The sequence below is a fragment of the Nocardia sp. NPDC006044 genome, assembly GCF_042871115.1.
Taxonomy (GTDB): Bacteria; Actinomycetota; Actinomycetes; order Mycobacteriales; family Mycobacteriaceae; genus Nocardia.
The window spans coordinates 147,717-171,422 of the sequence record NZ_JBIAID010000008.1 but is presented as its reverse complement, the minus strand read 5'-3'; the positions used below and the strand labels follow the sequence as shown (position 1 = coordinate 171,422).

The window sequence follows — 23,706 nt, the reverse complement described above, 5'->3', positions numbered from 1 at the left end:
GCGCTGTCCGGCAGGAGGTTTCACCATGACGCTCACCCTCCGGCAGGTCACGGTGCGCATTCCGCTGGCGCCCGGTCGTGCGGTGCACGCCGTGACCGCGGCAGATCTGGTGGTGCGGCGCGGTACGGTGCACGGGCTGATCGGCGAATCCGGTTCCGGTAAGTCGATGTTGGCCGCGACGGTCACCGGCCTGCTGCCGAAGCGGGCGCACATGACCGGCGAGGTGTCGCTGGAACTCGGCGATCGGACGCTGACCACCCGGGAGATCTGGGGGTCGCGCGGCCACACCGTGGCCTGGGTGCCGCCGTCGGCGATGACCTACTTCACCCCGGTCCGGCGGATCGGACCGCAGCTGGCCGAGACGATCCGGTATCTCGGCACCGCGCACGATCCGGTCGAACTCGTCACCCGCGTGGGATTGGCGGCCGCCGCGTTGCGGCAGTATCCACACGAACTCTCCGGCGGCATGGCGCAGCGCGCGGCGATGGCGTTCGCCCTGGCGGGCGATCCCGCGTTCATCATCGCCGACGAACCGACCTCGGCGCTCGACGCCGAGCGGGCGGCGGCGATCCTGCGGCTGCTCGGCGACTTCGCCGCGGACGGCGGCAGCGTCCTGCTGGTCACCCACGACCTCACCGCGCTGCGGGCGTCCGGGGTATGCGCCGACCTCTCGGTGATGCATGCCTCCCGGATCGTGGAATCCGGCAGCGCCGCAGCGGTTCTCGACAGCCCGAGCGAGCGGTACACGAAAGACCTGCTCGCCGCGCTGCCGGAGAACGGGTTGTCCCCGCTGCCGTTCAGGACGCCGGAACTGGTGAATCTGCCCGCCGACTACCGATATGGCCTGCCATGAACCAAGGATCACTTGCCGCACAGAATGTCTCGGTCCGGCTCGGCGGACGCCGAGTGCTCACCGACGTGTCCATCGAGATCGGTCACGGCGAGGTGGTCGGGCTGGCGGGGCCGTCGGGCACCGGCAAAACGACCCTGGCCCATGTCCTCTCGGGGTTGCGCAGGCCAGATCGTGGCAGAGTCACCGTCGACGGCGCGCCGCTTCCTCGGCGGCGGACCGGCCGGGTCGCGATGCTGTTCCAGTCACCCCGCCGTTCCTGCGATCCGCGGCTGAAGCTGCGCCAATCCATCGCCGAACTGGCGCGCGGACCGGTGGATTGGGACACCGTCGCCGAATCCGTCGGCATGACAACGGATCTGCTCGACCGCTATCCCGCGCAGGTCTCCGAGGGGCAGTTGCAGCGGGCGGCGCTCGCCCGCGTCCTCGCCTCGAAACCCGACTACCTGCTCTGTGACGAGATGACCTCGATGCTCGACCCGGCCACCACGGCCACCGTCGCCCGCACCGTGACCCGGTTGGCCGCCACCGGCGTCGGCGTGCTGTTCATCAGTCACGACCTGTCCCTGCTCGCCGTGTGCACGGATCGAATCGTGCATCTGGGCGACAACTCTTCGCACGATTCGCCAACCGACATCGGAGTTCTATGAGTCACGCACTGCACATCCTCACCCGCACCGATCTGGCCGACATCGACCTGCCACCCGCCGAGGTGATCGACCTGGTCGAGGACGGCTACCTGGCGTTCGCGCGCGGTGAGTCCCGCTGCCCGGTGAAGCTGATGCTGCCGATACCGAAGCCCGAACGCGACGCGGTGTCGTATTCGATGCTCGGCTACGACAGTTCGCTCGAGCACCTCGGGTTCAAGACGTCCTACCGGCAGGGCAGCGCGAGCGCGGACAAGTACTACACGACGATCAGCCTGTACGACGACACCACCGGATTGCCGTTCGCGTTCATGGATTGCCAGCGGGTCGGTGCCGCCCGGACGCCGGCCACCACCGCGATCATCGCGAAACACTGTGCCGGCGAGGGTGCGCGGAGCGCGCTCATGCTCGGCACCGGAATTCAGGGCCGAAACACGTTGCCGTACTTGCTGACCGCGCTGCCGCAGCTCGAGCGGCTGAGGTTGTTCGGTACCCATCCCGGGGGCATCGCGGAAAGCATTGCCGCGCTGCACCGCTGGTTCCCGGACCGGGACATCGAGTTGGTCGAGGACGTGCCGGCCGCGGTCGCCGAGTCCGACATCGTCGTCGTCGCCTCCGGCCGGGCCGCGCATCCCAAGGTACGCACCGAATGGCTCCAGCCGGGCGGACTGCTGATCTCGGTGGCCAGCAAGGGCGTCGAGAGCGGAGCCTTGCGCGCGGCCGACTACGCGATCGCCACCAGCGCAGGACAACTCGGCGTCACCGGCACCCGATTGGCGGGACCGGACGGTTCGCCGGTGATCGACGCCGAACTGCCGGACATCGTGGCGGGCACGGCCGCAGGGCGAGCCGGCGCCGGTGATCGGGTATTCGCGTTCGCCAGCGGCATGATCATCACCGATATCCCGGTCGCCCACGCGCTGGCGACCCGCGCGGTGGCGGCCGGACGCGGACAGCGGGTGGAACTGTGGTCCTGAACACCGCACTGATCGAACTGCCCGCGCTGGAACAGGAATGGCAGCGCCGGGTGCGCGCGGACCGGCAGCTGCTCTTCGACATCCAGCACGCGGTCGGCGGGCCGTTCCACGTCGTCTATCCGGAACAGTTCGCCGAGAACCTCCGGTCGTTCCAGAGCACGCTTGCCGGACACGGGGTGAGCGGGCAGATCTACTACGGCAAGAAGGCGAACAAGGCGGGCTGCTGGTTGCCGGCGATCGCCGACCTCGACGGGGCCGTGGATGTGGCCAGCGAGCCCGAACTCGTGCACGCGTTGGCCAACGGCATCCGTGGTCGCGACATCGGCGTCACCGGAGCGGCCAAAACCGATACGCTGCTGCGGCTTGCCGCCAGGCACGACTGCGTGATCGCCATCGACGCCCTCGACGAGCTGACGCGGCTCGCCGAGATCGCGCGCGACGCGGGCCCGGCACGGATTCTGCTGCGCCGGTTACCTCCGGATGCCCCGCACAGCCGGTTCGGTTTCTCGGCAACGGATCTCGACACGGCGATCGAACTGTGCGCGCGATCGCGTCCGCAGATCGAGTTGATCGGGTTCTCGTTCCACCTGGACGGCTACGCGGTCGCGCCGCGTGCCGAACTCGCCTACGACCTGATCCAGTTGTGCGCCAAGGCCAGAGCGCGAGGACTACCGATCACCACGATCTCGATCGGCGGCGGCTTCGCCTGCCGGTATCTCCGGGACGGCGACTGGAACGACTTCCTCGCGCACCAGAACGAAGAGTGGTTCCACGCGGGAAAGCGTTTCGAAAAGTTCTATCCGTACGCGCAAGGCCCCACCGGCGCGGACATGCTCGACGCGATCCTCACGACCACCTTCGACCGGAAGACCCTCGCTGATCATCTGCGCACCAACAATCTCCGGCTGTTCCTCGAACCCGGCCGCGCGCTGCTCATCGACGCCGGCTTCACCGTCTTCCCGGTGCTCGGCTACAAACAGAACGCCGACCACGGCATCACCACCGTGCACGGACTCAGCATGAGCGTCTCCGAGCAGTGGAAGGGCAGCGAGTTCCTCCCGGACCCGATCCTGGTGCCCCGCAACCCGAATCCCGCGGCAGCGCCGATCGCCAGCTGCGTCGGCGGCGCCAGCTGCATGGAATACGACGTCCTCACCTGGCGCAAAGTCCCGCTCCCGCAATGCCCGGCGCACGGCGATCTGCTGCTGTACCCGAATACCGCCGGCTATCAGATGGACAAGAACGAAAGCGAATTCCACCAGCTCCCGCTACCGCCGAAGGTAGTCATCACCCACGAGGAGGGCCGGTTCCGGTGGCGCTTGGACAAATGACCGCGCACACACTGCCCACCCAACGGCCGCGGCTGCGGGAAAACGTCGTCCGCACGGCCTCCGAGCTGATCGGCTCCACCCCGCTGCTCGAACTGATCCGGACCGGCAGCGGCACCCGCCTGCTGCTCAAGCTGGAGCAGTTCAACCCGACCGGCTCCGCGAAGGTCCGGATGGCCAGGGAAATGGTGCTGCAGGCCGAACGCAGCGGCGAATTGCGCCCCGGCGGCCACATCGTCGAACCGACCTCCGGCAACACCGGCACCGGACTGGCCCTGATGGCCCTCGAACGTGGCTACACGTTCACCGCCGTCGTCGACGATCATGCCGCCGAGGACAAGCTGCGCGCCATGAAAGCGATGGGCGCCCACCTGGTTTCGGTCGACAGCAGTGGCACCGGTGGACCGAGCACCGTCGAACGGCGGCGCATCGCCGCCGAAATCGCGGCCCGCACCGGCGCCTATCGCCCGGACCAGCACAACAACCCGCACAACAACGCGGGCTATCACGACCTGGCCGGAGAACTGCTGTCCGACCTCAACACCGACGTCGACTATCTGGTCGGTGCCGTCGGCACCGGCGGATCCCTCTGCGGCACAGTCGAAGAGCTGCGCCGGCTCGGTTCCCGTGTGCGCGCGCTGGGTGTCGAACCCACCGGCTCCATCATCTTCGGCGGCGCGAGCGGCAGCTACTGGCAGACCGGCGCGGGCAGTCCCGCCGGATTCCCGGTGGGCGGCAACGTGAAATACGACGCCATCGACGAGGACTGCCGCGTCGGTGACCTCGACGCGTTCGCCACCGCGCGGGTGGTCGCGCGCCGGACCGGCATCCTGGTCGGCGGAACCGGCGGCGCCGCGATCCAGGTGGCGCTGCGCCGCCTCGTGCACCTGCCCGCGGGCAGCACGGTCGTCGTGCTGGTGTGCGACGCGGGGGAGAAGTACCTCGACACCGTGTACGACGACGACTGGCTGCGCGAGCGCGGCCTCTATGACGAAGCAGCCCAGCAGCGAATCATGCGACTCTGCCGGGCCTATGACGAATCGGTACGGCTGGCGGCCGTCGAGCGGGCGGGAGCGTAGATGGAGTTGCGACAGTATCGAACCATCGTCGTGCTGGCCGCCCCGATCGCCGGCATCCAGCTCGCACAGGTGGCATTGACCACCGTCGACATGGCCATGATGGGCCTGCTCGGCATCGCCGCCGTGGCCGCGGGCGGCCTCGCGCTGCTGCTCTACAACCAGCTGCGCACCATGTGCGTCGGCATGATCACCGGCGTCGGAAACATGATCGCCCAGGCGGTGGGAAGCAGCGAAAAGCGCACCGGCCGTGCCGATTTCGACGAGCAGGCGCGCGCCGAGATCCGCGGGCTGGTCCGCGCCGCCGCGCTCGTGGCCACCGTGACCGCGACGGCAGGTGCGCTCATCCTGATCACCCTCGGGTACGCGCTGCGCTGGCTCGGCCAGGACCCCGAGGTGCTCCGGCTGGCCCGTCCGATCATGTGGACGCTCGCCCCCGGCCTGATCCCCATGCTCTGGCTGAACGTATTGCGGCAGTTCGCCGTCGGCCTGCGCCGGGCCGGCTCCCTGCTGCGCGTGACGCTGCTCTCGATCGGGATAAACGCACTGCTCAACGCGCTGTTCATCTTCGGCTGGCTCGGTGTGCCGAAACTCGGCCTGGCCGGAATCGGTTTGGCCACCACGCTCGTTCAGCTCTGGACCTTCGGCCTCTACCTGCGTACCGTTACCCGCGACCCGCTGCTCGGCGACCTGCTGTCCCTGCGGGCCTGGCGGGCCGACCGGGCGACGGTCGCCCGCATCGTCCGGATGGGTACCCCGATCTCGCTGACCTACGGAGCCGAGGCGGCGATCACCTCCGTCGCCGCGGTACTCATGGGTAGCTTCGGGCCGGTCGCGCTGGCCGCGAGCAATATCGTCAACCAGCTCGCCTACATCGTCTATCAGGTCAATATCGGTCTCTCCCAAGGCTCTTCGATTCTGGTGAGCCGCACCATCGGCCAGGACGACCGAAAGGCGGTGGCGGGCATCGCCCGCCGCACGTTCACCCTCGGCTTCGCCTTCATGACCGTGGTCGGACTCGGCTACGTGCTGTTCCCGGCGGCGGTGCTCGCGCCGTTCCTCGGCTCGCATCACGACGACGCCGCCGCCATCGCCGCGGCCTCGACCCTGTTGTGGTTCGCGATCATTCAGCAGTACTGCAAGGGTTCGCAGAACCTGTCCATCGGCCTGCTGCGCGGCATCGGAAACACCAAGGCGGGGATGCAGAGCACGCTGATCGGCTATTTCGCCATCGGCGTGCCCGCCATGGCCGGCTTCGGGTTCGGACTGGGTTGGGGCGCACCGGGTATCTGGCTCGGCCTGTGCCTGGGTTTCGGCGTCACGGCGTTGCTGGTGTGGCGCAGGTTTCAGCGCGGCGTCTCCGGCATCGCCACGCCCAGTACGGAATCCGTGCCATCGATTCGGTGAAAGCGGGCAAAAGGGGTGAAACACTCAGAACGGCGCGACATTTCGGTTGGCAACTATTCAGGAATCGCCGCCCATATCGTGGTTCCGCTCACTTCGCGACTCGGCTAAACGATCTTTCTCTGCGGCGTCGCAGCACGTCGGGTATGGTCGGCGCGGATCGTCAAACGGTGCTCGACAGCCCTGGCGGAAAGGTCGGCCGAAGAAATGTGCGCAGCGGGGCCGTTCAGCGGACTCAATCGCAGACAATTCCTAGCGAAGGCGGCAGCGGCCGGTGCGGTGGGCGCGTTGGCCTCCTGGGCCAACCCGATCATCGAACGCGCCTACGCCGCCGACCCCGCCGGGATGGGCGGGCTGGGCGATATCGAGCACTTCGTCCTGCTGATGCAGGAGAACCGCTCCTTCGACCACTACTTCGGCACCCTGTCCGGCGTCCGCGGCTTCGACGAGGCGTCACCGGCCTGGCGGCAGTACGGCTGGGCGCCGGGCGCCGGGCCCGGCCCCGACGGTTTCGTGAATCCGTTCCGGCTCGACACCACCCGCGGCGCCAGCCTCGACGGCGAATGCATCAACGACCCGGACCACTCCTGGGCCGGCATGCACCACGCCTGGAACGGCGGCCGCAACGACCGGTGGATGCCGATGTCGGTGGCCAGCGTCGGCCCGGCGAACGCCCCCGCCGCGATGGGTTACTACCTGCCCGAGGACATTCCGATCCACACCGCGCTCGCCGACGCCTTCACCCTCTGCGACAACTACCACTGCTCGGTGCTCGGCCCCACCGACCCGAACCGCCTGTACTGGATCAGCGGCACCATCGACCCGGATGGACTGGCCGGCGGTCCGCTGGTGGAGACCCCGTCGATGATCCCGCAGCACGTCTACAGCTGGCGCACCTACCCGGAGAACCTGTCCGAGGCCGGGGTCAGCTGGAAGGTCTACAACAACCGGGACGTCGGTCCGCTGTCCTCGGTGATTCTCGACGGCATGCTCGGCTGCTTCACCCAATCCGCCGATCCCAACTCGGAATTGGCGCGCCGCGGCCTGGCCCCGGTGTACCCCAACGACTTTCAGGCCGACGTCGCCAACGACACGCTGCCCGCGGTCTCCTGGGTCATCCCGTCGCTGCTGAACTGTGAACATCCGGCGCTGCCAGCGGCTTTCGGCGCCTTCGGGATCGTGCAGCTGCTGGACATCCTCACCTCGAACCCGAAGGTATGGGAGAAAACCGCGCTGATCATCAGCTACGACGAGAACGGCGGCTTCTTCGACCACGTCACCCCGCCGACTCCGCCGCCGGGCACCCCGGGCGAGTTCCTCACCGTGCCGCTGGACCGCGTGTCCGCCGCGAAGGGCATCGCGGGTCCGATAGGTTTGGGCTATCGCGTTCCCGCGCTGGTGATTTCGCCCTACACCCGAGGCGGACTGGTCGCCTCTGAGACCTTCGACCACACCTCACAGCTGCGACTGCTGGAAACCAGGTTCGGCGTGGAGGTGCCGAACGTGACCGCGTGGCGACGCGGGGTCACCGGCGACATGACCTCCACGTTCGATTTCGGCACGGCCCCGGATATCGCGAAACCGGTGCTGCCGGATCCGAAACCGAAAATGGATGCCGCGGTCGCGCAATGCGGCCCGAATATCGCGTTGGGTACGGCGACCACCGGGATTCCCTATCCGGTGCCGCCGAATTCGATGCCGGCACAGCAACCCGGAAGCCGGCGCAAGCCGAGCGGGTTGGTTCGGGCATGAGAGTGGCCCAGCCCTGGCGGGGGCTGGGCCACTTCTCGAACGGATGAGGTCAGCTTGCGGTGGCGGGCACCCACCGGACCGACGGGACGACGGAGCGTTTTCGCATCGCCGCGAAGCTGTGCCGGGCCGGGCTGATCAACGCGGTGAACCAGGTACGGCGGTGTTCGGCCAATGCTGCCGCGACGGCGGGGATGTGGACGCAGTGCACGCCGCCCGCCATGCCCAGGCGGTGGCGAGCCGTCTGGTTAGTTCTGGTGCCCAATGGTGTTCCTTTGCTTGCTGGTACTGGCGCCTCGATCGCCAGGGCGAAGATTAGCCGAACGAAAGTGCCGCGCAGAGTATTTTGCGCAAGTAATTGCCTCGGCGTGTCGGAAAGTTGTCGACGCCGTACCCGGTCCGGCCGGAATTGTTGCGAATCGGTCTCGGCCTCGTCACGGATCGGGAAATTGCGGCGGCGTGAGGTGGAAAGCGCGGCCCGGTTGGGTAATCGGGTTGATTGTGTCGCCGTAGTCGAACGGCGATGTCGGCGGCACCGACGCACAGCGGCGGTGGTAAGTGGGCGGTGGGTCCGCCATCGGCGCCGGGATGCGAGACTTGTCGAATGTTGCGGATCGGCCTCACCGGAGGCATGGGAGCGGGCAAGTCGACGGTGGCGCGGATCCTGGCCGACCTCGGCGCGGTCATCATCGATTCCGACGTGATCGCCAGGGAGGTCGTCGCGCCGGGTACCGAGGGCCTCGCGGCGCTCGTCGAGGCGTTCGGCCCGGAGATCCTCGCGGCGGACGGCAGCTTGGACCGGCCCGCCTTGGCGGCGAAGGCGTTCGCCGACGACGAATCGCGCGCGACCTTGAATTCGATCACCCACCCGCTGGTCGGTAAGCGCACCACCGAACTCATTTCCGCGGCGCCCGGCGACGCCATTGTGGTGCAAGATATTCCGCTGCTGGTCGAAAATGGTCTGGCGCCATTGATGAATTTGGTCGTTGTCGTCGATGTCGACGCCGAAACTCGGTTACACCGCCTGGTCGAATTGCGCGGCGTCGCCGAGGCCGACGCGCGGGCGCGGATTGCCGCGCAGGCCACCGATGAACAGCGCCGGGCCGTCGCCGATGTCTTGCTCGACAATCGCGGGGCGCCCGACGCGGTCGACAAGGCGGTGCGGCAACTGTGGCAGGAGCGGCTGGTGCCGTTCGAACAGAACTTGCGCACCGGAACTCCCGCGCGCCGCAAGGAAATACGCGTCGTGCCCGCGAATCCGGAGTGGCCGGCGCAGGCGCAGCGGCTGATCGCCCGGCTGTGGGTGGCCTGCGGCGCGTCCGCGTCCCGCATCGATCACATCGGGTCGACGTCGGTGCCGGATCTGCCGGCCAAGGACGTGATCGATCTGCAGATCACCGTCGCCGACCTCGCCGCCGCCGACGGCCTGCGAGATGCGTTGGGCGCGGCGGGTTTTCCGGTCCGGCCGGAGATCACCGAGGACTGCCCGCGGCCGACGCCGCAGGATCCGGCGGGCACGGACGTGTCGCTGTGGACCAAGCGCTATCACCAGAACGCCGATCCCGGCCGGCTCGCCAATATCCATGTGCGCGTGGCCGGTTCGCCGGGCCAGGAGTACGCGCTGCTGTTCCGGGATTGGCTGCGCGCGGACGCGCGGGCGCGGGCCGAATACCTCGAGGTGAAGCGCGCGGCGGAGGCGAAGGCCGCCGGGCTGGTCGGCCCGGAGGCGATGAGCGTTTATATCGACGTCAAGGAGCCGTGGTTCGCCGCCGCTTATCCGCGCATGCTCGCCTGGCGGGATCGCTAGCGGCGCAACCGCTTTGCGGCGCTATCTCCAGGTAAGGGTGACGCCGAGCGAGTCGAGCCAGCGCCCGAGGTCGTAGTCGTGCGCGGCGATGCCGTCGATCGCCCCGGTAGCGGTCTCGATGGCCGCCTGCGCTTGGGCGGCGGTGACCAGCCCGGCGCCGAGCGCGGCCAGCAGCTCGTCGACGTCGAGCAGTTCGGTGCCGCGCCCGGAGCGCACGATGATGTCCAGATAATGGTCCACCGACTTCCACCGTTCGGGCGCTACCTGACCGAACTCGCCGAGATCGAGGTAGAAGTCCTGGTCCCGCTGGTGCTCGGGGTGGTAGTGGAAGACGGTGGCCCGCAGCGCCAGGTCGGGCAGTAGCCACGATTCGATGTAATGGAACTGTTCATGGTCGGAGGTACGCGCCATGTACAGGCCCCACGGTTCGACGTGGTACTGCTCGACCGGCCGCACGAATCCCTTCGGATCCGTATTCGTCAGGTCCGCTAGATCGAAGTACTCGACCTTGGGTCGATGCACGTCAACGGAGGATGCCTGGGTCATGCATTCAGAATCTACCGCCGCGACGCCGCAGTCGAGTGGCCTGACGGTTACATCCAGGTGAGCGTGATGCCCTGGGTGGCCAGCCAGTCCTCGACACAGTGGTCGTTGGCGGCGAGTCCGTCCAGGGCCGCGGTCGCGCACTCGAAGGCCCGGTGCGCCTGCGCGGTGTCCACCATTCCGGCCGCGTGCGCGGCCAGCAGGTCGTCGACGCCGAGCAGTTCGACCCGGTGACCGCGGTGCACCTCGATGTCGAGGTAGTGGTCGACGGCCTTCCAGCGTTTCGGCGCCACCTCGGTGAACTCGCCGATATCCAGGTGGAAGTCGTGGTCGATGTGGTGGGCCGGGTTGCGCCGGGCGCAGGTGACCCGCAGCGAGAGGTCGGGCAGCAGCCAGGACTCCAGGTAGTGATGGTGCGGCACCGGGACGATGCGCGCCATATAGACGCCCCACGGTTCGTGTTGGTAGCGCTCGACCTGGCGGACGAAACCCTTGCTGTCGGTGCTGGTGAGTTCGGCGAGGTTGAAGAACTCGACGTGCGGCCGATGCGGCGGGTGACCGGGCGGTAAGGCGGTGTTCGGCGGGGCGGCGGCGTTGTTGTTCAGGCCCGGCACCGCTGCGCGGAGGTGTCGGGCTATTGATCCTGTGAAGCCGGTGGTCGGCACGGTATTGAGCAATGGAATCAGACCTCTCATGGCTCTTTAGTCCTTCGCCACATCCGAACATGTTGTCCGAACAACCAAGTCAGAGTACACCCGGGTATTGGTAGTTGGGCGGAATGACGCGATATGTTTTTGGATACGAAATGTGTTGCCGCAAGGGACATTTCGGACACGTAACGGCGCCTGAGAGTGAAACGGTATTGATCCGGTAAAGCGCGGATTATCTTCCGGGAATGTCGCGTGGTCGTACGCGGTTTTAAACCTCGGGGCGCCGATGTCGACGTCGGCCCGATATCTCCTCGACCGGGGTGCGGTGACCACCGCCCGCACGACCGGAGAAACTTGTCGGTGGGTGGGCTTAGGCTGGTGAGCATGGCATTCGCAACCGAGATTCCGACGGAAGGCTACGCGGAGAGGATCGCGGCCGAGACCCCGCTCGCCCACTCCGAGCATCGGCCGGTCGGCGAGATCGAGCGCAGCGACGCGCGCTTCGAGGTGGTCAGCGAGCACGTCCCCGCGGGTGACCAGCCGGCCGCCATCGAGGAGCTGGAACGCCGGATCAAGGCGGGGGAGCGCGACGTCGTGCTGCTGGGTGCCACCGGCACCGGCAAGTCGGCGACCACCGCCTGGCTGATCGAACGGCTGCAACGCCCGACGCTGGTGATGGCCCCGAACAAGACCCTGGCCGCGCAGCTGGCCAACGAACTGCGCGAGATGCTGCCGAACAACGCCGTCGAGTACTTCGTCTCGTACTACGACTACTACCAACCCGAGGCGTACATCGCCCAGACCGACACCTACATCGAGAAGGACAGCTCGATCAACGACGACGTCGAGCGGCTGCGGCACTCGGCCACGTCGAGCCTGCTGTCCCGGCGCGACGTGGTGGTGGTCGCGTCGGTGTCGTGCATCTACGGCCTCGGCACCCCGCAGTCCTACCTCGACCGGTCGGTGCAGCTCGAGGTCGGCACCGAGGTCGACCGCGACGCGCTGCTGCGGCTGCTGGTCGACGTGCAGTACACCCGCAACGACATGGCGTTCACCCGAGGCTCGTTCCGGGTGCGCGGCGACACCGTGGAGATCATCCCGTCCTACGAGGAGCTCGCGGTCCGCATCGAGTTCTTCGGCGACGAGATCGAGGCGCTGTACTACCTGCACCCGCTGACCGGCGACGTGGTCCGGCAGGTCGACATGCTGCGCATCTTCCCGGCCACCCACTACGTCGCGGGCCCGGAACGGATGGAACGCGCGGTGCGCGACATCGAGGCCGAGCTGGAACAGCGGCTGGCCGAGCTGGAACGCCAGGGCAAGCTGCTGGAGGCCCAGCGGCTGCGCATGCGCACCCAGTACGACCTGGAGATGATCCGGCAGGTCGGGTTCTGCTCCGGCATCGAGAACTACTCGCGGCACATCGACGGCCGTCCGGCCGGATCGGCGCCGGCCACGCTGCTCGACTACTTCCCCGACGACTTCCTGCTCGTCGTCGACGAGTCGCACGTGACCGTGCCGCAGATCGGCGGTATGTACGAGGGCGACATGTCGCGCAAGCGCAACCTGGTCGAGTTCGGCTTCCGGCTGCCGTCCGCGGTGGACAACCGGCCGCTCACCTGGGAAGAATTCGCCGAGCGGATCGGCCAGGCGGTGTATCTGTCGGCCACCCCCGGACCGTACGAACTGGGCCAGGTCGGCGGCGAGGTGGTCGAGCAGGTCATCCGGCCGACCGGCCTGGTCGACCCGCAGGTCGTGGTGAAGCCGACCAAGGGCCAGATCGACGATCTGGTGCACGAGATCCGCCAGCGCACCGACAAGGACGAGCGGGTGCTGGTCACCACGCTGACCAAGAAGATGGCCGAGGACCTCACCGACTATCTGCTCGGGCTCGGCGTGCGGGTGCGCTACCTGCACTCGGAGATCGACACGTTGCGCCGCGTCGAACTGCTGCGGCAGCTGCGCCTCGGCGAGTACGACGTCCTGGTCGGCATCAACCTGCTGCGTGAGGGTCTCGACCTGCCCGAGGTGTCGCTGGTCGCGATCCTCGACGCGGACAAGGAAGGCTTCCTGCGCAGCAGCACCAGCCTGATCCAGACCATCGGCCGCGCGGCGCGCAACGTGTCCGGCGAGGTGCACATGTACGCGGACAAGATCACCGACTCGATGCGGCACGCGATCGACGAGACCGATCGTCGCCGGGCCAAGCAGGTCGCCTACAACACGGAGATGGGCATCGACCCGAAACCGTTGCGCAAGAAGATCGCCGACATCCTCGATCAGGTGTACCGGGAGGCCGACGAGACCGAGGTCGAGGTCGGCGGCTCCGGCCGCAACTCCAGCCGCGGCCGCCGCGCGCAGGGTGAACCCGGCCGCGCGGTCAGCGCCGGCGTCTACGAGGGCCGCGATATCAAGTCGATGCCGCGCGCCGAACTCGCGGACCTGGTCAAGGAACTCACCGCGCAGATGATGAACGCGGCCCGCGAGCTCCAGTTCGAGCTCGCCGGCCGGTTGCGGGACGAGATCGCCGATCTCAAGAAGGAGCTGCGCGGCATGGACGCCGCCGGATTGAGTTGAGCGGCAGCGTCCGTCGCACGTCAGCTCTGGGTGGCCATCCACTCGTCGACACGGCGCTTCGCCTCTTCCGGGGAGACGTCTTCGACCTTGGTCATGATCGCCCAGCGATGGCCGAACGGATCGATCATGACGCCGAACCGGTCACCGGTGACGAAGGTCTGTGGCTCCTCGGCACTGCGCGCCCCGTGTTCGAGCGCCCGTTTGATGACGCCGTCGACATCGGGGCAGTAGTGCACGATCGAGGTGTGCACCCACTCGCCGTTCGGGGCGAGCACATTGTTGTCCGGCATGGGCATGCCCAGCTGCAAGGTCGAGTCGCCGATCTTCAGCTCGGCGTGCGCCGGCTGACCGTCCGGCAGATCGTTGCGGGTGATCACCTCGGCGCCCAGGACGGCGGTGTAGAAGTCGATGGCCTTGTTGCCGTCGCCGACCGCGAGGAAACAGGTGATGGAGTGGTAGCCCTCGGCAATGGGATTCACGGTGTTCGTCATGTCATCAATCCTGGTCGGGCGGGTGCCGCCGGTCTTGTAAGAAAGCGACACGGTGCCCGGCGGAAGCGAAACCATGCCCGGCAGCGCTGATTCCGAGCTGGCCCGCAATCCGGCCGCCCCCGCCGACACCACCGGCATCCTGCACCCGGACGAGCAGGCCAAGTACCGCACGCTGGCCCGGCTGCCCGCCGGACCCGCCGTCGACCGATTCGTCGAGTGGTACTGGTCGGTGCGCTGGGACCTGCGCGGCCGGCCGCCGTATCGGGCCGAGGTGCTGTCCTACCCGAGCGTGAACGTCACCTTCGAGCGAACCGCCTCCGGCACCGGCAGTTTCGTCAACGGCGTGTGCACCACGAAGTTCATCCGGGAACTCAGCGGCGAGGGCGAGGTGTTCGGCGTCCGGTTCCGCGCGGGCGGCTTCGGCGCCTGCACCGGGCTCGACGTCGGATCGTTCCGGGACGCCACGGTCGCCTTGACCGACGTCATGCCGGACGCGCACGGCCTGGCCGACCGCGTCCTCGCCGTCGCCACCGACGAGCAGCGCCGCGCCATCGTCGAGGACTTCCTCGCCGCCCGTCCCGCCGCCGACGATCCGACCTACCACCTGGTGCTGCGCATCATCGACGCGATGGCCCAGGACCCGGAGCTGACCAGGGTCGATCAGATCACCGACCGGTTCGGCGTCCCGACCCGCACACTGCAACGGATGTTCCGCCGCTACGTCGGGGCCGGCCCGAAATGGGTGCTGCGCCGCTATCGCCTGCAAGACGGCGCCGAGCTGCTCGCCCGCGGCCGCACCGAAGATCTCGCCACATTGGCCGCGGAGCTGGGATACTTCGATCAGGCGCACTTCTCGCGAGAGTTCACCGCGGAAGTCGGAATGGCTCCACTGGAATACGCCAAGAATTCGCTACGCTCGCGCAACGAGGTCACGGCGAAGGTCATCCCGACCAGGATGTAGTTGCGGAGCCGATCGTATTCGACCATTCGACAACGGCCCGGGGGATAGCTCCCGGGTTCCTAGTTGAATGTTGCACTACCTACTGTCAGCCGAAAAAGGAGCTGGACATGGATGTCGTGGTGTTGATCGGACGGGTGTTGTTCTCGGTGCTGTTCCTGAGTTCCGCGCTCGGGCACTTCATGCAGACCGAGCAGATGGCGGGTTACGCCGCGAGCAAGGGTGTGCCGATGGCGAAGCTATCGGTGCTCGGCTCGGGCGCACTGTTCGGTCTCGGCGGGTTGAGCGTGCTGCTCGGCGTGTGGGCCGATCTCGGTTCGCTGCTGCTGGCGGTGGTGCTGGTGGCGACCGCGGGACTGATGCATCAGTTCTGGAAGGAAACGGATCCGCAGGCCAAACAGGGCGAAATGGTCAACTTCAACAAGAATCTGGCGCTGGCCGGCGCCGCGTTGATGCTGTTCGCCTTCTTCGCCCACGTCGACGACCTCGGATTGACCATCACCGGACCGCTTTTCGACCTCTGACCCCGCTCGCCGCGCTAATATTGCGCGTTCTTTTACTTGCAGGGAGAGGAAGGCATGGACATCATCGGAGCGATTCTGGGCTTATTCTGGGCGAACTACCGGCAGTGGCCGTAATGGCACGGTAGTCCCAGGCTCCAGCGGCCCGTCACGGTGCGTGATTTACGCGCCGAGGCGGGCTGATGTCTGTCCGATCCAGCCTGGTGTGTGACGAATATCCCAGGGGGACAAGACCGTTCGGCGCGGTTGTGCTCGATCACAGTTTCCGGGCCCGGCAATTGTGTCTGCCCAGCTTGTCGATGCCCTTCCCGCAATTCCTGGCGAACGTGTGGCGCCAATGGCCGGACACCGGGAATGTGATGTGCTGCGATATCTGTTAATTCCGGTCTGTTTGCCGCTAGGGTCGACCCAAGTCGCTGCGCCGGGGCACGTCTTGGTGGTGCACCCGGGCGTAGGCACCCTGACACAGTTGGAGGACAGAATGACCGCCTACCGGACCATTGTTGTCGGTACCGATGGCTCGGACTCGTCGTACGTCGCCGTCGAGAAGGCCGCCGCACTGGCTGGAGTGTCCGCCGCGACCCTGGTCATCGCGTGTGCTTACTACCCGACCGACGATCGCGACGTGGCCGCCGCCGCGGACGTGCTCAAGGACGAGGCATACCAGGTGCGCGGGTCCGCCCCCACCAACGAGATCCTGCGCACCGCACGGGACAAGGCCGTCGCCGCGGGCGCGAAGGACATCGTCGAGCGCGCCGTGGTCGGCGAGCCGGTCGAGTCGCTGCTCACCCTGATCAAGGATGTCGACGCCGACCTGCTCGTGGTCGGCAACCGCGGCCTGAACACCCTCACCGGCCGCCTGCTCGGCTCGGTGCCGTCGGACGTCGCGCGCAAGTCCGGTTCGGACGTCCTGATCGTGCACACCGTCCGCTAAAAGGCCTCTCTCAGCACAACAGACGAGAGGCGCCCTTCGGTCGAGGTTGTGTACTCGACCGAAGGGCGCCTTTGGCTTATGTAAGCGCCGGAAGCGCCTTCGACCGAGGTCAGGCCAGCGCGCTCAATACCTCGGGAAGGTCCTCGCTGTGGATGACCCCGAGGCGTTGCGTGGCGCGGGTCAGCGCGACGTACAGGTCGTTCAGACCGCGCGGTGATTCGTCCAGGATCGCTTGCGGCTCTACCAGATACACCGCGTCGAACTCCAGGCCCTTCACGTCGTGCACGGTCAGCACTCGCACCGATTCGCCGGCCAGGTCGGCCAGTTCGCCGAGCAAGGAGTGCGGCGCGATTACCGCGGTGGTGCCCGGACCGGTCTCGCCGGCCACCAGTTTCCCGACCTGATCGTGCACTTCGTCCGCGGCGACGCGGTATCCGCGCGGCGGGTTCCCGCTGTCGCGGACCGAGCGGGGCGCCGACGCCGACGGGTCGATCGCGGCGAGCACGTCCGCGGCGACGTCCATGATCTCGGCCGGCGTCCGGTAGTTCACGGTCAGCTCGGTGAGCTTCCATCGCTTGGCCACATACGGTTCCAGCACCCGCTGCCAGGACGAGGCGCCCGCGGGGTCGCCGGTCTGCGCGACGTCGCCGACCACGGTGATCCAGCGATTCGGGATGCGCCGCATCACCATTCGCCAGGCCATCTCCGACAACTCCTGCGCCTCGTCCACGATGACGTGCCCGTAGGTCCAGGTGCGGTCGCCCGCGGCGCGCTCGGCGGTGGTCTGCCGGGTGCGCACGTCCTGGCGTTCGGCGAGCTGGCTCGCGTCGATCAGGTCGTAGGCCATCAGGATTTCCGGGTCGAGCTCGTCTTCGAGATCCTGTGGCGCGGAACCGGTCAGGATGTCCAGCGCGTCCTGCGCCTCGGCCAGCTGGGCCCGCCAGCGCCGCCGGGAGCGTTCGCGTTCCTCGGAGTCGTCCACGCCGAGCAGTTCGGCCAGCTCGTCGAGCAGTGGTGCGTCGGCCGCGCTGAACTCGCCGTTGTCCGGGCGGACCAGTTCGGCGCGATCCTCGGCGGAGAGGGTGCCCGCGGCGCGGTCGAGGCGCTTGGGGTCGGCGAGCAGATCGGCGAGCACGTCCTGCGGGGACAGCAGCGGCCACAGCTTGCCGATGGCCTGCTGGATCTCCTGGTCGGCCCGCATCTCGTCGCGGATCTCGGCGATGTCGGTGCGGCTCAGCAGGCTCGGCCCACCGGAGAGATCCTTACCCATCGTCTCGGCCAGCTGTTCGGTGAGCGCGTCGATGACCGCGCTGGTGAAGATCGGCTTGGCCAGGTTGTGTGGACGCCGCGAGGACCGGGCCCGGCCGCGCGCCCGGGTGGCGATCTTGCGATCGAGGGTCACCTGGTAGCCGTCGAAGCTGAGCCGGACCGGTTCCGCCGGCACCTCCTGCCGGTCGCGCACGGCCTGCTTGAGCACCTCCAGAATCTCCAGGGAGCCCTTGATCTCGCCCGACCGCAACGAATCCTCGCGCGTCGCCTTCACCCCCGGGTACAGGTCACCGATGGTGGACAGCAGCACGCCGGTCTCGCCGAGCGACGGGAGCACCTGGCCGATGTAGTCGAGGAAGGTGGCGTTCGGACCGATGATCAGCACGCCGCTCTTGGCCAGCTGCTGACGGTAGGTGTAGAGCAGATACGCGGCGCGATGCAGCGCGACGGCCGTCTTGCCGGTGCCCGGGCCGCCCTGCACCACGAGCACGCTCTTGTGCTCGGAACGGATGATCGCGTCCTGCTCGTGCTGAATGGTCTCGACGATGTCGTTCATGTGCCCGGTGCGGGCCGCGTTCAGCGCGGCCAGCAGCGCGCTCTCGGCGCCGACGCCCGCGTCGCCGTCGGCCGCGCCGGCCTGCCGGGCGGCGTCCAGATCGAGGTATTCGTCGTTGATCGCGGTGACCTTGCGGTTGCGCGAACGGATGTGCCTGCGCCGGGTGACGCCGTCCGGTGCGGCGGTGGTGGCCAGGTAGAACGGGCGGGCCAGCGAGGCGCGCCAATCCAGCAGCAGCGTCTCGTAGTCGTCCTTCTCGTCGAGAATGCCGAGCCTGCCGATATAGCGATATTCGTCGGCCAGATCGATCCGGCCGAAACACAGACCGTGTTCTGCCGCATCGTATTTGGCCAGATCCTCGTTATAGAGCTGGCTGAACGACTCGCGTTCGCTGCGCGCCTGCGGGGTGCCGCCGGATTCCAGCAGCACGGTGCGCAATCGGTTGCGCGCGTAGTCGCGCATTTCGTCGAGCCGGTCGTACAGCACCGACAGGTATTTCTGTTCCTGTTCGGTCTCGCGGGTCAGCTCGGGCGTACCGGCATCGGCGGCACGGTCCTGAGTGAGGTCGGGCAAACTGAACTCCTTCACCGCGATGAGCCGAGCGAACGCTACACACGCGGGGCAATAGCCGCGCGAACGTTCGGAAAACAAGGTTGTCGAGTCTACTGCGATTGCGGCGGGGTCGCCGTATCCGCAGGTGTACCCGGTGTCGTGACGCCCACCGGTGGTCGTCGGTTACCGGCGTGCAGTACTCGACCATCGGGAACAGGTCATAGAAGTGGTGCAACAGTTCGGCGCACCGCGGGTATTCCGATGATCCGGGAAAACCTCGAACAATCATGGATCCGGCCGTCAGGACGCGTGTGTGCTGTTCGGCCTGCGTCCCAAGCCGGCCGAGCCGTCCCGGTGCCCGGACGGCTTGGCCCGGTACATGGCCAGGTCCGCGTCGTGCAGCACGGCCTCGGGGGTGCGGCGGTCGCCGACGGTGAGCGGTGTGACGCCGATCGAGGCGTTCACCTCGATCCGGTGCCCGCGCGCGATGATCGGCTCGGCCATGGTCGAGCGCAGCCGGGCGACCAGCGCGTCGATGTCCACCCGCCGGGTGCCGCCGGAGAGCAGCACCAGGAATTCGTCGCCGCCGAGCCGGCCCACGATGTCGTCGCCGCGCAACGCGCGCTGCAATCGTTGCGCGACGATCTGCAACACCGTGTCGCCGATTGCGTGCCCGAGCGTGTCGTTGATCGCCTTGAATCCGTCCAGATCGATGAACAGCACCGTGGACACCGGCAGGTTCTCGCTGGTGGCCAGGGCACTGGCCAGTTGCGAGAGGATCAGCGAACGATTCGCCAGCCCGGTCAGCGAGTCGTGCGTGGCCTGGTATTCCAATTGCCGTCGGCTGGCCCGGAACTCGGTGATGTCGGCGAACGAGGAGACCGCCGACGAGCGCCGGTCGCCGGGGTTGAGCAGGCGACTGCTGCCGGAGAGCCAGCGGCGCTGCCCGTCGGCGCGGTCGACGCCGAAGACGTAGCCGGTGATGGTCTCGCCGGTCGCGAGGGTGCGGGCGATCGGGTGCCGGGTCGGCGGCAGCGGCTGGGCATTCGCGTCGAGCAGGGTCAGCGGCAGCGACTGGATGGTCTTGCCGATGAGCGCGTCCTCGGCGTCCTCGTTGCCGAAGATCCGCATCGCCGCCGGGTTCGCCGACTCGATGCGGCCGCTCGGATCGATGACCACCACGCCCTCCTCCAGCTGCGAGACGACCGTGGTGAAGTGCTGCTCGGCCAGGTGCTGCGCGGCCTCGGCGTGCCGCTGGGCGGTGAGGTCGTGGATGACCACCTGATACGCGAGGTGGTCGTGCCAGGCGGTGAGCACCGACACGGTGGTCACCGGCACCACCTCGCCGTCCATCCGGATCAACAGCATCTCGGTCGGGTCGGAGGCGGCGCCCTTGGTGGTGAGGTGGCTGATGCGCTCCAGCATCCCCGGGATGGAGCTGGGATGGACGAATTGGGTGAGCGGCTTGCCGATCAGCTCGTCGGCGCTCTCGGCGGCCACCAGGCGCACGGTCGCCGGATTGACGTAGACCACGATGCCGCGCTCGTGCACACAGATGCCGTCGGGCGTGTGCTCGACCAGAGAACGGTAGCGCTCAGCCAGCTGCTCGGCGGCGTCGACCGCAGCGGCTACCTTGTCCTCACCCACTCGAACCCCCGATCGTCGACCCGATTATGGCCATTGGAACATGGGATTATTCTGGTATCGACGTGCAGAAGATCACAGCGTCGAGGCTATTGCTTCGATCACAGTTCGGGCACTTAATCGGGCACTGTCTGGTGATCATTACAGAACCGGTTTTCTGTTTATTATCTGGCCGATGGTGGTTCGGCCGAGGAATCGGTGAAGGAGCGATGCTATGCCGGGCGCCAACCCGAACAGCCGACAACAGCATCAAGATCATATGACGTTCGCCGGGATCGGCGCCGTCAGTGCGTACGGCTGGGGACGCGATGCGCTGTGGCAGGGACTGCTCAGCGGGAAGTCCGCCGCTTCTGTCCAGCCGGGTTACGGACCCGGCCGCGACGAGGATGCCTGGGTGGCACTGGTCCCCGACGGCGGCGACCACACGGTCAGCACCAGCCGTTACGGGCGAGCCATGCACGAATCGGTCAGAGAGGCGATCACCGACGCGCTCGGGCGCGGCTGGCAACCGGGCCGGACCGTCGGCCTGCTGCACGCGATCGTGCTCGGCGACGTGGTCAATTGGCGCGACTTCTACCTCGTCGATCACGGCCGCCGCAGGCCACGCGACTACCTGCGGTTGATCCCGTCCACGCCGGTCTCGGTGCTCATGCAGGAATTCGGCTTCCACGGTCCCGCGATGAACGTGTCCGCGGCGTGCAGTTCGGCGAACGTCGCGTTGATCACCGCGCAGCTGTGGCTGGACGCGGGCATCGCCGACGACGTGGTGTGCGTCGCCACCGATATGTCCGCCACGCCCGACATGGTCGATCACTTCGTCCGGCTCGGCGCCTCGGTGGCCGACACCGAACCGCTCGACGCGTGCCGGCCGTTCCAGGAGGGCAGCCGCGGCTTCGGCATCGGTGAGGCGTCGGTGGCATTCGTGCTGAGCCGTTCGGTGCAACGCCCGTACGCGGCGGTGCTCGGCGGTGGCATGACCAACGACGCGTATCACGTGGTGTCGGTCGACCCGACACACGAGCAGATCTTCGAGTGCACGCGTCGCGCGCTCGACAACGCCGGGGTGGTCGCCGACGATGTGCGCTATTTCAACGCCCACGGCACCGGCACCCGGCAATGCGACGATGCGGAACGCGATCTGCTGACCAACATGTTCGGCGATCAACCCCACGTCTACGCGCTCAAGCCGCTGGCCGGTCACTGCCAGGGCGCCGCCGCCGGGGTGGAGGTCGCCGCGGCCGCGATCGGCTACGACCGGGGCATCGTTCCCGCCGCACCGATCGTCGCGTCGCCGCATCCGCGCCTGCTGGACGGCCCGCAGCCGTTCGAGGGCGGCGTCACCGCGAAGTTGTCGCTGGGCATGGGCGGCAACAACTCCATGGTGCTGCTCGGCCCGGCCGGCTGACTCGGTCCTCACGGCAGCGGCACCGACCAGCACAGCCGGGTGCCCGGCAGGGCGGCGCCGTCGCCGGCCGGCTTCCCGGCCGCGCCGATGACGAACTGCCCGTCCGCCTTCTGCGCGCGCTGTTCCAGATTGCGTAGTCCGCTGCGCACCACGTGATTCGGGATGCCCCAGCCGTTGTCGGTCACCACGATGGTCAGATCGTCGTCGACGCTGATCTCCACCGCGACAGTATCCGCCCCGGAGTGCCGGACCGCATTGCTGACCGCCTCGCGCACCACGGCCTCCGCGTGATCGGCCAGCTCGGCCTCCAGCACCGAGAGCGGACCGGCCACCGAAAACGTCGACCGCAGTGTGGTTTCGGCGGTCTGCTGCCGGATCGCGTGCTCGATCCGCTGTTGCAGCGGGTTGCCGTTGCCGCCGTGCAGGTCGAAGATCGAGGTGCGGATCTCCTGCACCACCTCTTGCAGGTCGTTGACCACGGTCGAAAGTCGTTGCCGCACTTCGGGAACGGTGGCCTTCGCGACCGCGCCCTGGAGCGTGATGCCGACCGCGAACAGGCGCTGGATGACGTGATCGTGCAGGTCCCGCGCGATCCGGTCGCGATCGGCCAGGATGTCGATGTCGCGCATCCGCTGCTGCGCGTCGGCCAGCTGCATGGCCAGCGCCGCCTGGTCGGTGAACGCGGCGGTCAGCTCGACCAGTTCATCGGAGTACGGGGCGGCGCCGACCGGCCGCACCGTGGTCAGCACGCCGAGCGTGCTGTCCGGCGTGCACAGCGGCAGGATCAGCAGCGGTCCCGCGTCGGGCAGCGCGAGGCCGACGCTCACCGCGTCCGCGTCGTCGAAGCGCAGGGGAGTGCGGCGGGTGAACGCCTCGCCCAGCGCGGTTCCCTCGGTGTTCACCACCTTGCCCTCGTAGCCCTCGCCCGGCCCGCACCACTGGGTGACCGAGAGGGCGGCCGAGAGGGCGGCCGGCTCATCCGCGTCATCCGGGCCGGTCAGGAAGGACTGATGCGAGCCGGTGAGCGTGCGCGCGTGCTCGACCACGTGCGCGAGCACCCGGCCGGACTCGGTGCCGGCCAGGAACTCGGTGGCGATGTCGCGGGTCGCCGCGATCCAGGCCTGCCGGGTGCGGGCCGATTCGTAGAGTCGCGCGTTGTCCACCGCGATGCCCGCCGCGGCCGCGAGCGCCTGGACCAGGACGTCGTCATCGTCGGTAAACGGTTGCCCGCCCGCCTTTTCGGTCAGGTAGAGGCTGCCGAACACCTCGCCGCGGATCCGCACCGGCACCCCCAGGAAGGTGTGCATCGGCGGATGGTTGGGTGGAAGGCCCACAGAGTCAGGGTGTTTCGAGATCTCCTCCAGCCGCAGCGGCTTGGACTGGTTGAACACCACGCCGAGCACGCCGTGCCCCTCCGGCAATCGCCCGATGGCCCTGCGGGTTTCGTCGTCGATCCCCTCGTCGATGAACTGCACCACCTGCTGGTCGTGACCGCGCACGGCGAGCGCGCCGTAGCCGGCGTCGACCAGGCTGATCGCGGTGCGCACGATGGTGCGCAGGGTCTCGTCCAGGTCGAGGCCGGAGGTGACGGCCAGCATCGCCTCGACCAGACCGTCCATCCGGTCGCGGGAGTCGAGGATGAGCTCGACGCGCTCCTTGACCTCGCTCAGCAATTCGCGCAACCGCAGTTGCGAGAGGGTGTCGCGGACGGAGTAGGGGTCGTTGCCGCGGTCCTCGGTCATATCGGGTTCCCCCTGTGGTGGGCGCG

The 23,706-nt window shown here is 67.8% G+C and carries 20 protein-coding genes; 13 read left to right on the top strand and 7 right to left on the bottom strand.

The window, feature by feature from the left end; translation table 11 throughout:
- The first annotated feature begins 25 nt into the window (after positions 1-25).
- From ACFYO1_RS42705 to ACFYO1_RS42675, 7 genes are all read left to right on the top strand, one after another.
- The gene (locus ACFYO1_RS42705; protein ID WP_387245086.1) at positions 26-853 is read left to right on the top strand and encodes an ATP-binding cassette domain-containing protein; all 828 of its coding nucleotides are present in this window, start codon (positions 26-28) and stop codon (positions 851-853) included.
- Positions 850-1,500 carry an ABC transporter ATP-binding protein gene (locus tag ACFYO1_RS42700; protein WP_387245083.1) on the top strand — a complete coding sequence of 217 codons (651 nt, stop codon included), beginning with the start codon at positions 850-852 and terminating at the stop codon, positions 1,498-1,500. Before ACFYO1_RS42705 ends, ACFYO1_RS42700 begins: the two co-directional genes overlap by 4 nt.
- Positions 1,497-2,474: an ornithine cyclodeaminase gene (locus ACFYO1_RS42695; RefSeq protein WP_387245080.1), complete on the top strand. Its 978-nt coding sequence runs from the start codon at positions 1,497-1,499 to the stop codon at positions 2,472-2,474. The genes ACFYO1_RS42700 and ACFYO1_RS42695 overlap by 4 nt, the downstream gene beginning before the upstream one ends.
- On the top strand, positions 2,465-3,805 hold the full coding sequence (locus ACFYO1_RS42690) for an alanine racemase (RefSeq protein ID WP_387245077.1): 1,341 nt from the start codon (positions 2,465-2,467) through the stop codon (positions 3,803-3,805). The genes ACFYO1_RS42695 and ACFYO1_RS42690 overlap by 10 nt, the downstream gene beginning before the upstream one ends.
- Complete coding sequence (locus tag ACFYO1_RS42685) at positions 3,802-4,881, top strand: PLP-dependent cysteine synthase family protein (protein WP_387245074.1); 1,080 nt, start codon at positions 3,802-3,804, stop codon at positions 4,879-4,881. Before ACFYO1_RS42690 ends, ACFYO1_RS42685 begins: the two co-directional genes overlap by 4 nt.
- Positions 4,882-6,285 carry an MATE family efflux transporter gene (locus ACFYO1_RS42680; RefSeq protein ID WP_387245071.1) on the top strand — a complete coding sequence of 468 codons (1,404 nt, stop codon included), beginning with the start codon at positions 4,882-4,884 and terminating at the stop codon, positions 6,283-6,285. It abuts the gene before it with no gap.
- Between the two features lie 204 nt (positions 6,286-6,489).
- A complete protein-coding gene (locus tag ACFYO1_RS42675; RefSeq protein ID WP_387245068.1) occupies positions 6,490-8,034 on the top strand; it encodes a phospholipase C in 1,545 nt (514 codons plus the stop codon).
- A gap of 49 nt (positions 8,035-8,083) precedes the next feature.
- On the opposite strand, the gene ACFYO1_RS42670 is transcribed toward ACFYO1_RS42675, so the two are convergent.
- Positions 8,084-8,296 carry a hypothetical protein gene (locus ACFYO1_RS42670; RefSeq protein WP_378723557.1) on the bottom strand — a complete coding sequence of 71 codons (213 nt, stop codon included), beginning with the start codon at positions 8,294-8,296 and terminating at the stop codon, positions 8,084-8,086.
- A 339-nt stretch (positions 8,297-8,635) separates the two neighbouring features.
- On the opposite strand from ACFYO1_RS42670, the gene coaE reads away from it, so the two are divergent.
- Entirely contained in the window at positions 8,636-9,838 is a 1,203-nt protein-coding gene (coaE, locus tag ACFYO1_RS42665) for a dephospho-CoA kinase (protein ID WP_387245065.1), read from the top strand.
- 21 nt (positions 9,839-9,859) lie between these two features.
- Here coaE and ACFYO1_RS42660 read toward each other — a convergent pair whose 3' ends face one another.
- Together ACFYO1_RS42660 and ACFYO1_RS42655 are read right to left on the bottom strand one after the other, a co-directional pair.
- Positions 9,860-10,384, bottom strand: a complete 525-nt coding sequence (locus tag ACFYO1_RS42660) for a DUF402 domain-containing protein (protein ID WP_387245062.1) — start codon at positions 10,382-10,384, stop codon at positions 9,860-9,862.
- A 47-nt stretch (positions 10,385-10,431) separates the two neighbouring features.
- A complete protein-coding gene (locus ACFYO1_RS42655; RefSeq protein ID WP_387245060.1) occupies positions 10,432-11,076 on the bottom strand; it encodes a DUF402 domain-containing protein in 645 nt (214 codons plus the stop codon).
- Between the two features lie 339 nt (positions 11,077-11,415).
- Here ACFYO1_RS42655 and uvrB point away from each other — a divergent pair, with 339 nt between their 5' ends.
- Positions 11,416-13,608, top strand: a complete 2,193-nt coding sequence (uvrB, locus tag ACFYO1_RS42650; RefSeq protein WP_387245057.1) for an excinuclease ABC subunit UvrB — start codon at positions 11,416-11,418, stop codon at positions 13,606-13,608.
- Between the two features lie 20 nt (positions 13,609-13,628).
- Here uvrB and ACFYO1_RS42645 read toward each other — a convergent pair whose 3' ends face one another.
- Positions 13,629-14,099, bottom strand: coding sequence for a VOC family protein (locus ACFYO1_RS42645; protein ID WP_387245054.1), 471 nt, complete (start codon positions 14,097-14,099; stop codon positions 13,629-13,631).
- 73 nt (positions 14,100-14,172) lie between these two features.
- Between ACFYO1_RS42645 and ACFYO1_RS42640 the strand changes: the two genes are divergently transcribed.
- The 3 genes from ACFYO1_RS42640 to ACFYO1_RS42630 all read left to right on the top strand — a co-directional run bounded on the left by ACFYO1_RS42640 (position 14,173) and on the right by ACFYO1_RS42630 (position 16,512).
- Complete coding sequence (locus ACFYO1_RS42640) at positions 14,173-15,060, top strand: helix-turn-helix domain-containing protein (protein ID WP_387245051.1); 888 nt, start codon at positions 14,173-14,175, stop codon at positions 15,058-15,060.
- A 107-nt stretch (positions 15,061-15,167) separates the two neighbouring features.
- Positions 15,168-15,581, top strand: a complete 414-nt coding sequence (locus ACFYO1_RS42635; RefSeq protein WP_387245048.1) for a DoxX family protein — start codon at positions 15,168-15,170, stop codon at positions 15,579-15,581.
- 478 nt (positions 15,582-16,059) lie between these two features.
- Positions 16,060-16,512, top strand: coding sequence for a universal stress protein (locus tag ACFYO1_RS42630; RefSeq protein WP_387245045.1), 453 nt, complete (start codon positions 16,060-16,062; stop codon positions 16,510-16,512).
- Between the two features lie 109 nt (positions 16,513-16,621).
- Here ACFYO1_RS42630 and ACFYO1_RS42625 read toward each other — a convergent pair whose 3' ends face one another.
- Both ACFYO1_RS42625 and ACFYO1_RS42620 read right to left on the bottom strand, forming a co-directional pair.
- Positions 16,622-18,910, bottom strand: coding sequence for a HelD family protein (locus ACFYO1_RS42625; protein ID WP_387245042.1), 2,289 nt, complete (start codon positions 18,908-18,910; stop codon positions 16,622-16,624).
- A gap of 279 nt (positions 18,911-19,189) precedes the next feature.
- Positions 19,190-20,536 (bottom strand): diguanylate cyclase domain-containing protein, encoded by a 1,347-nt coding sequence (locus tag ACFYO1_RS42620; protein ID WP_387245039.1) that lies wholly within the window; start codon positions 20,534-20,536, stop codon positions 19,190-19,192.
- A gap of 256 nt (positions 20,537-20,792) precedes the next feature.
- On the opposite strand from ACFYO1_RS42620, the gene ACFYO1_RS42615 reads away from it, so the two are divergent.
- A complete protein-coding gene (locus tag ACFYO1_RS42615; RefSeq protein WP_387245036.1) occupies positions 20,793-21,938 on the top strand; it encodes a beta-ketoacyl synthase N-terminal-like domain-containing protein in 1,146 nt (381 codons plus the stop codon).
- A gap of 8 nt (positions 21,939-21,946) precedes the next feature.
- Here the strand turns inward: ACFYO1_RS42615 and ACFYO1_RS42610 are convergent, their stop codons facing one another.
- Positions 21,947-23,680, bottom strand: a complete 1,734-nt coding sequence (locus ACFYO1_RS42610; protein ID WP_387245033.1) for a GAF domain-containing protein — start codon at positions 23,678-23,680, stop codon at positions 21,947-21,949.
- Between the last annotated feature and the right edge of the window lie 26 nt (positions 23,681-23,706).

Excerpts from the sequence above, each read along its gene's own strand:
- ACFYO1_RS42705 (WP_387245086.1), top strand. The coding sequence starts at position 26 with ATGACGCTCACCCTCCGGCAGGTCACGGTGCGCATTCCGCTGGCGCCC.
- ACFYO1_RS42700 (WP_387245083.1), top strand. The coding sequence starts at position 850 with ATGAACCAAGGATCACTTGCCGCACAGAATGTCTCGGTCCGGCTCGGC.
- ACFYO1_RS42695 (WP_387245080.1), top strand. The coding sequence starts at position 1,497 with ATGAGTCACGCACTGCACATCCTCACCCGCACCGATCTGGCCGACATC.
- ACFYO1_RS42685 (WP_387245074.1), top strand. The coding sequence starts at position 3,802 with ATGACCGCGCACACACTGCCCACCCAACGGCCGCGGCTGCGGGAAAAC.
- ACFYO1_RS42680 (WP_387245071.1), top strand. The coding sequence starts at position 4,882 with ATGGAGTTGCGACAGTATCGAACCATCGTCGTGCTGGCCGCCCCGATC.
- ACFYO1_RS42675 (WP_387245068.1), top strand. The coding sequence starts at position 6,490 with ATGTGCGCAGCGGGGCCGTTCAGCGGACTCAATCGCAGACAATTCCTA.
- coaE (WP_387245065.1), top strand. The coding sequence starts at position 8,636 with ATGTTGCGGATCGGCCTCACCGGAGGCATGGGAGCGGGCAAGTCGACG.
- ACFYO1_RS42660 (WP_387245062.1), bottom strand. The coding sequence starts at position 10,384 with ATGACCCAGGCATCCTCCGTTGACGTGCATCGACCCAAGGTCGAGTAC.
- ACFYO1_RS42655 (WP_387245060.1), bottom strand. The coding sequence starts at position 11,076 with ATGAGAGGTCTGATTCCATTGCTCAATACCGTGCCGACCACCGGCTTC.
- uvrB (WP_387245057.1), top strand. The coding sequence starts at position 11,416 with ATGGCATTCGCAACCGAGATTCCGACGGAAGGCTACGCGGAGAGGATC.
- ACFYO1_RS42645 (WP_387245054.1), bottom strand. The coding sequence starts at position 14,099 with ATGACGAACACCGTGAATCCCATTGCCGAGGGCTACCACTCCATCACC.
- ACFYO1_RS42640 (WP_387245051.1), top strand. The coding sequence starts at position 14,173 with ATGCCCGGCAGCGCTGATTCCGAGCTGGCCCGCAATCCGGCCGCCCCC.
- ACFYO1_RS42635 (WP_387245048.1), top strand. The coding sequence starts at position 15,168 with ATGGATGTCGTGGTGTTGATCGGACGGGTGTTGTTCTCGGTGCTGTTC.
- ACFYO1_RS42630 (WP_387245045.1), top strand. The coding sequence starts at position 16,060 with ATGACCGCCTACCGGACCATTGTTGTCGGTACCGATGGCTCGGACTCG.
- ACFYO1_RS42615 (WP_387245036.1), top strand. The coding sequence starts at position 20,793 with ATGACGTTCGCCGGGATCGGCGCCGTCAGTGCGTACGGCTGGGGACGC.
- ACFYO1_RS42610 (WP_387245033.1), bottom strand. The coding sequence starts at position 23,680 with ATGACCGAGGACCGCGGCAACGACCCCTACTCCGTCCGCGACACCCTC.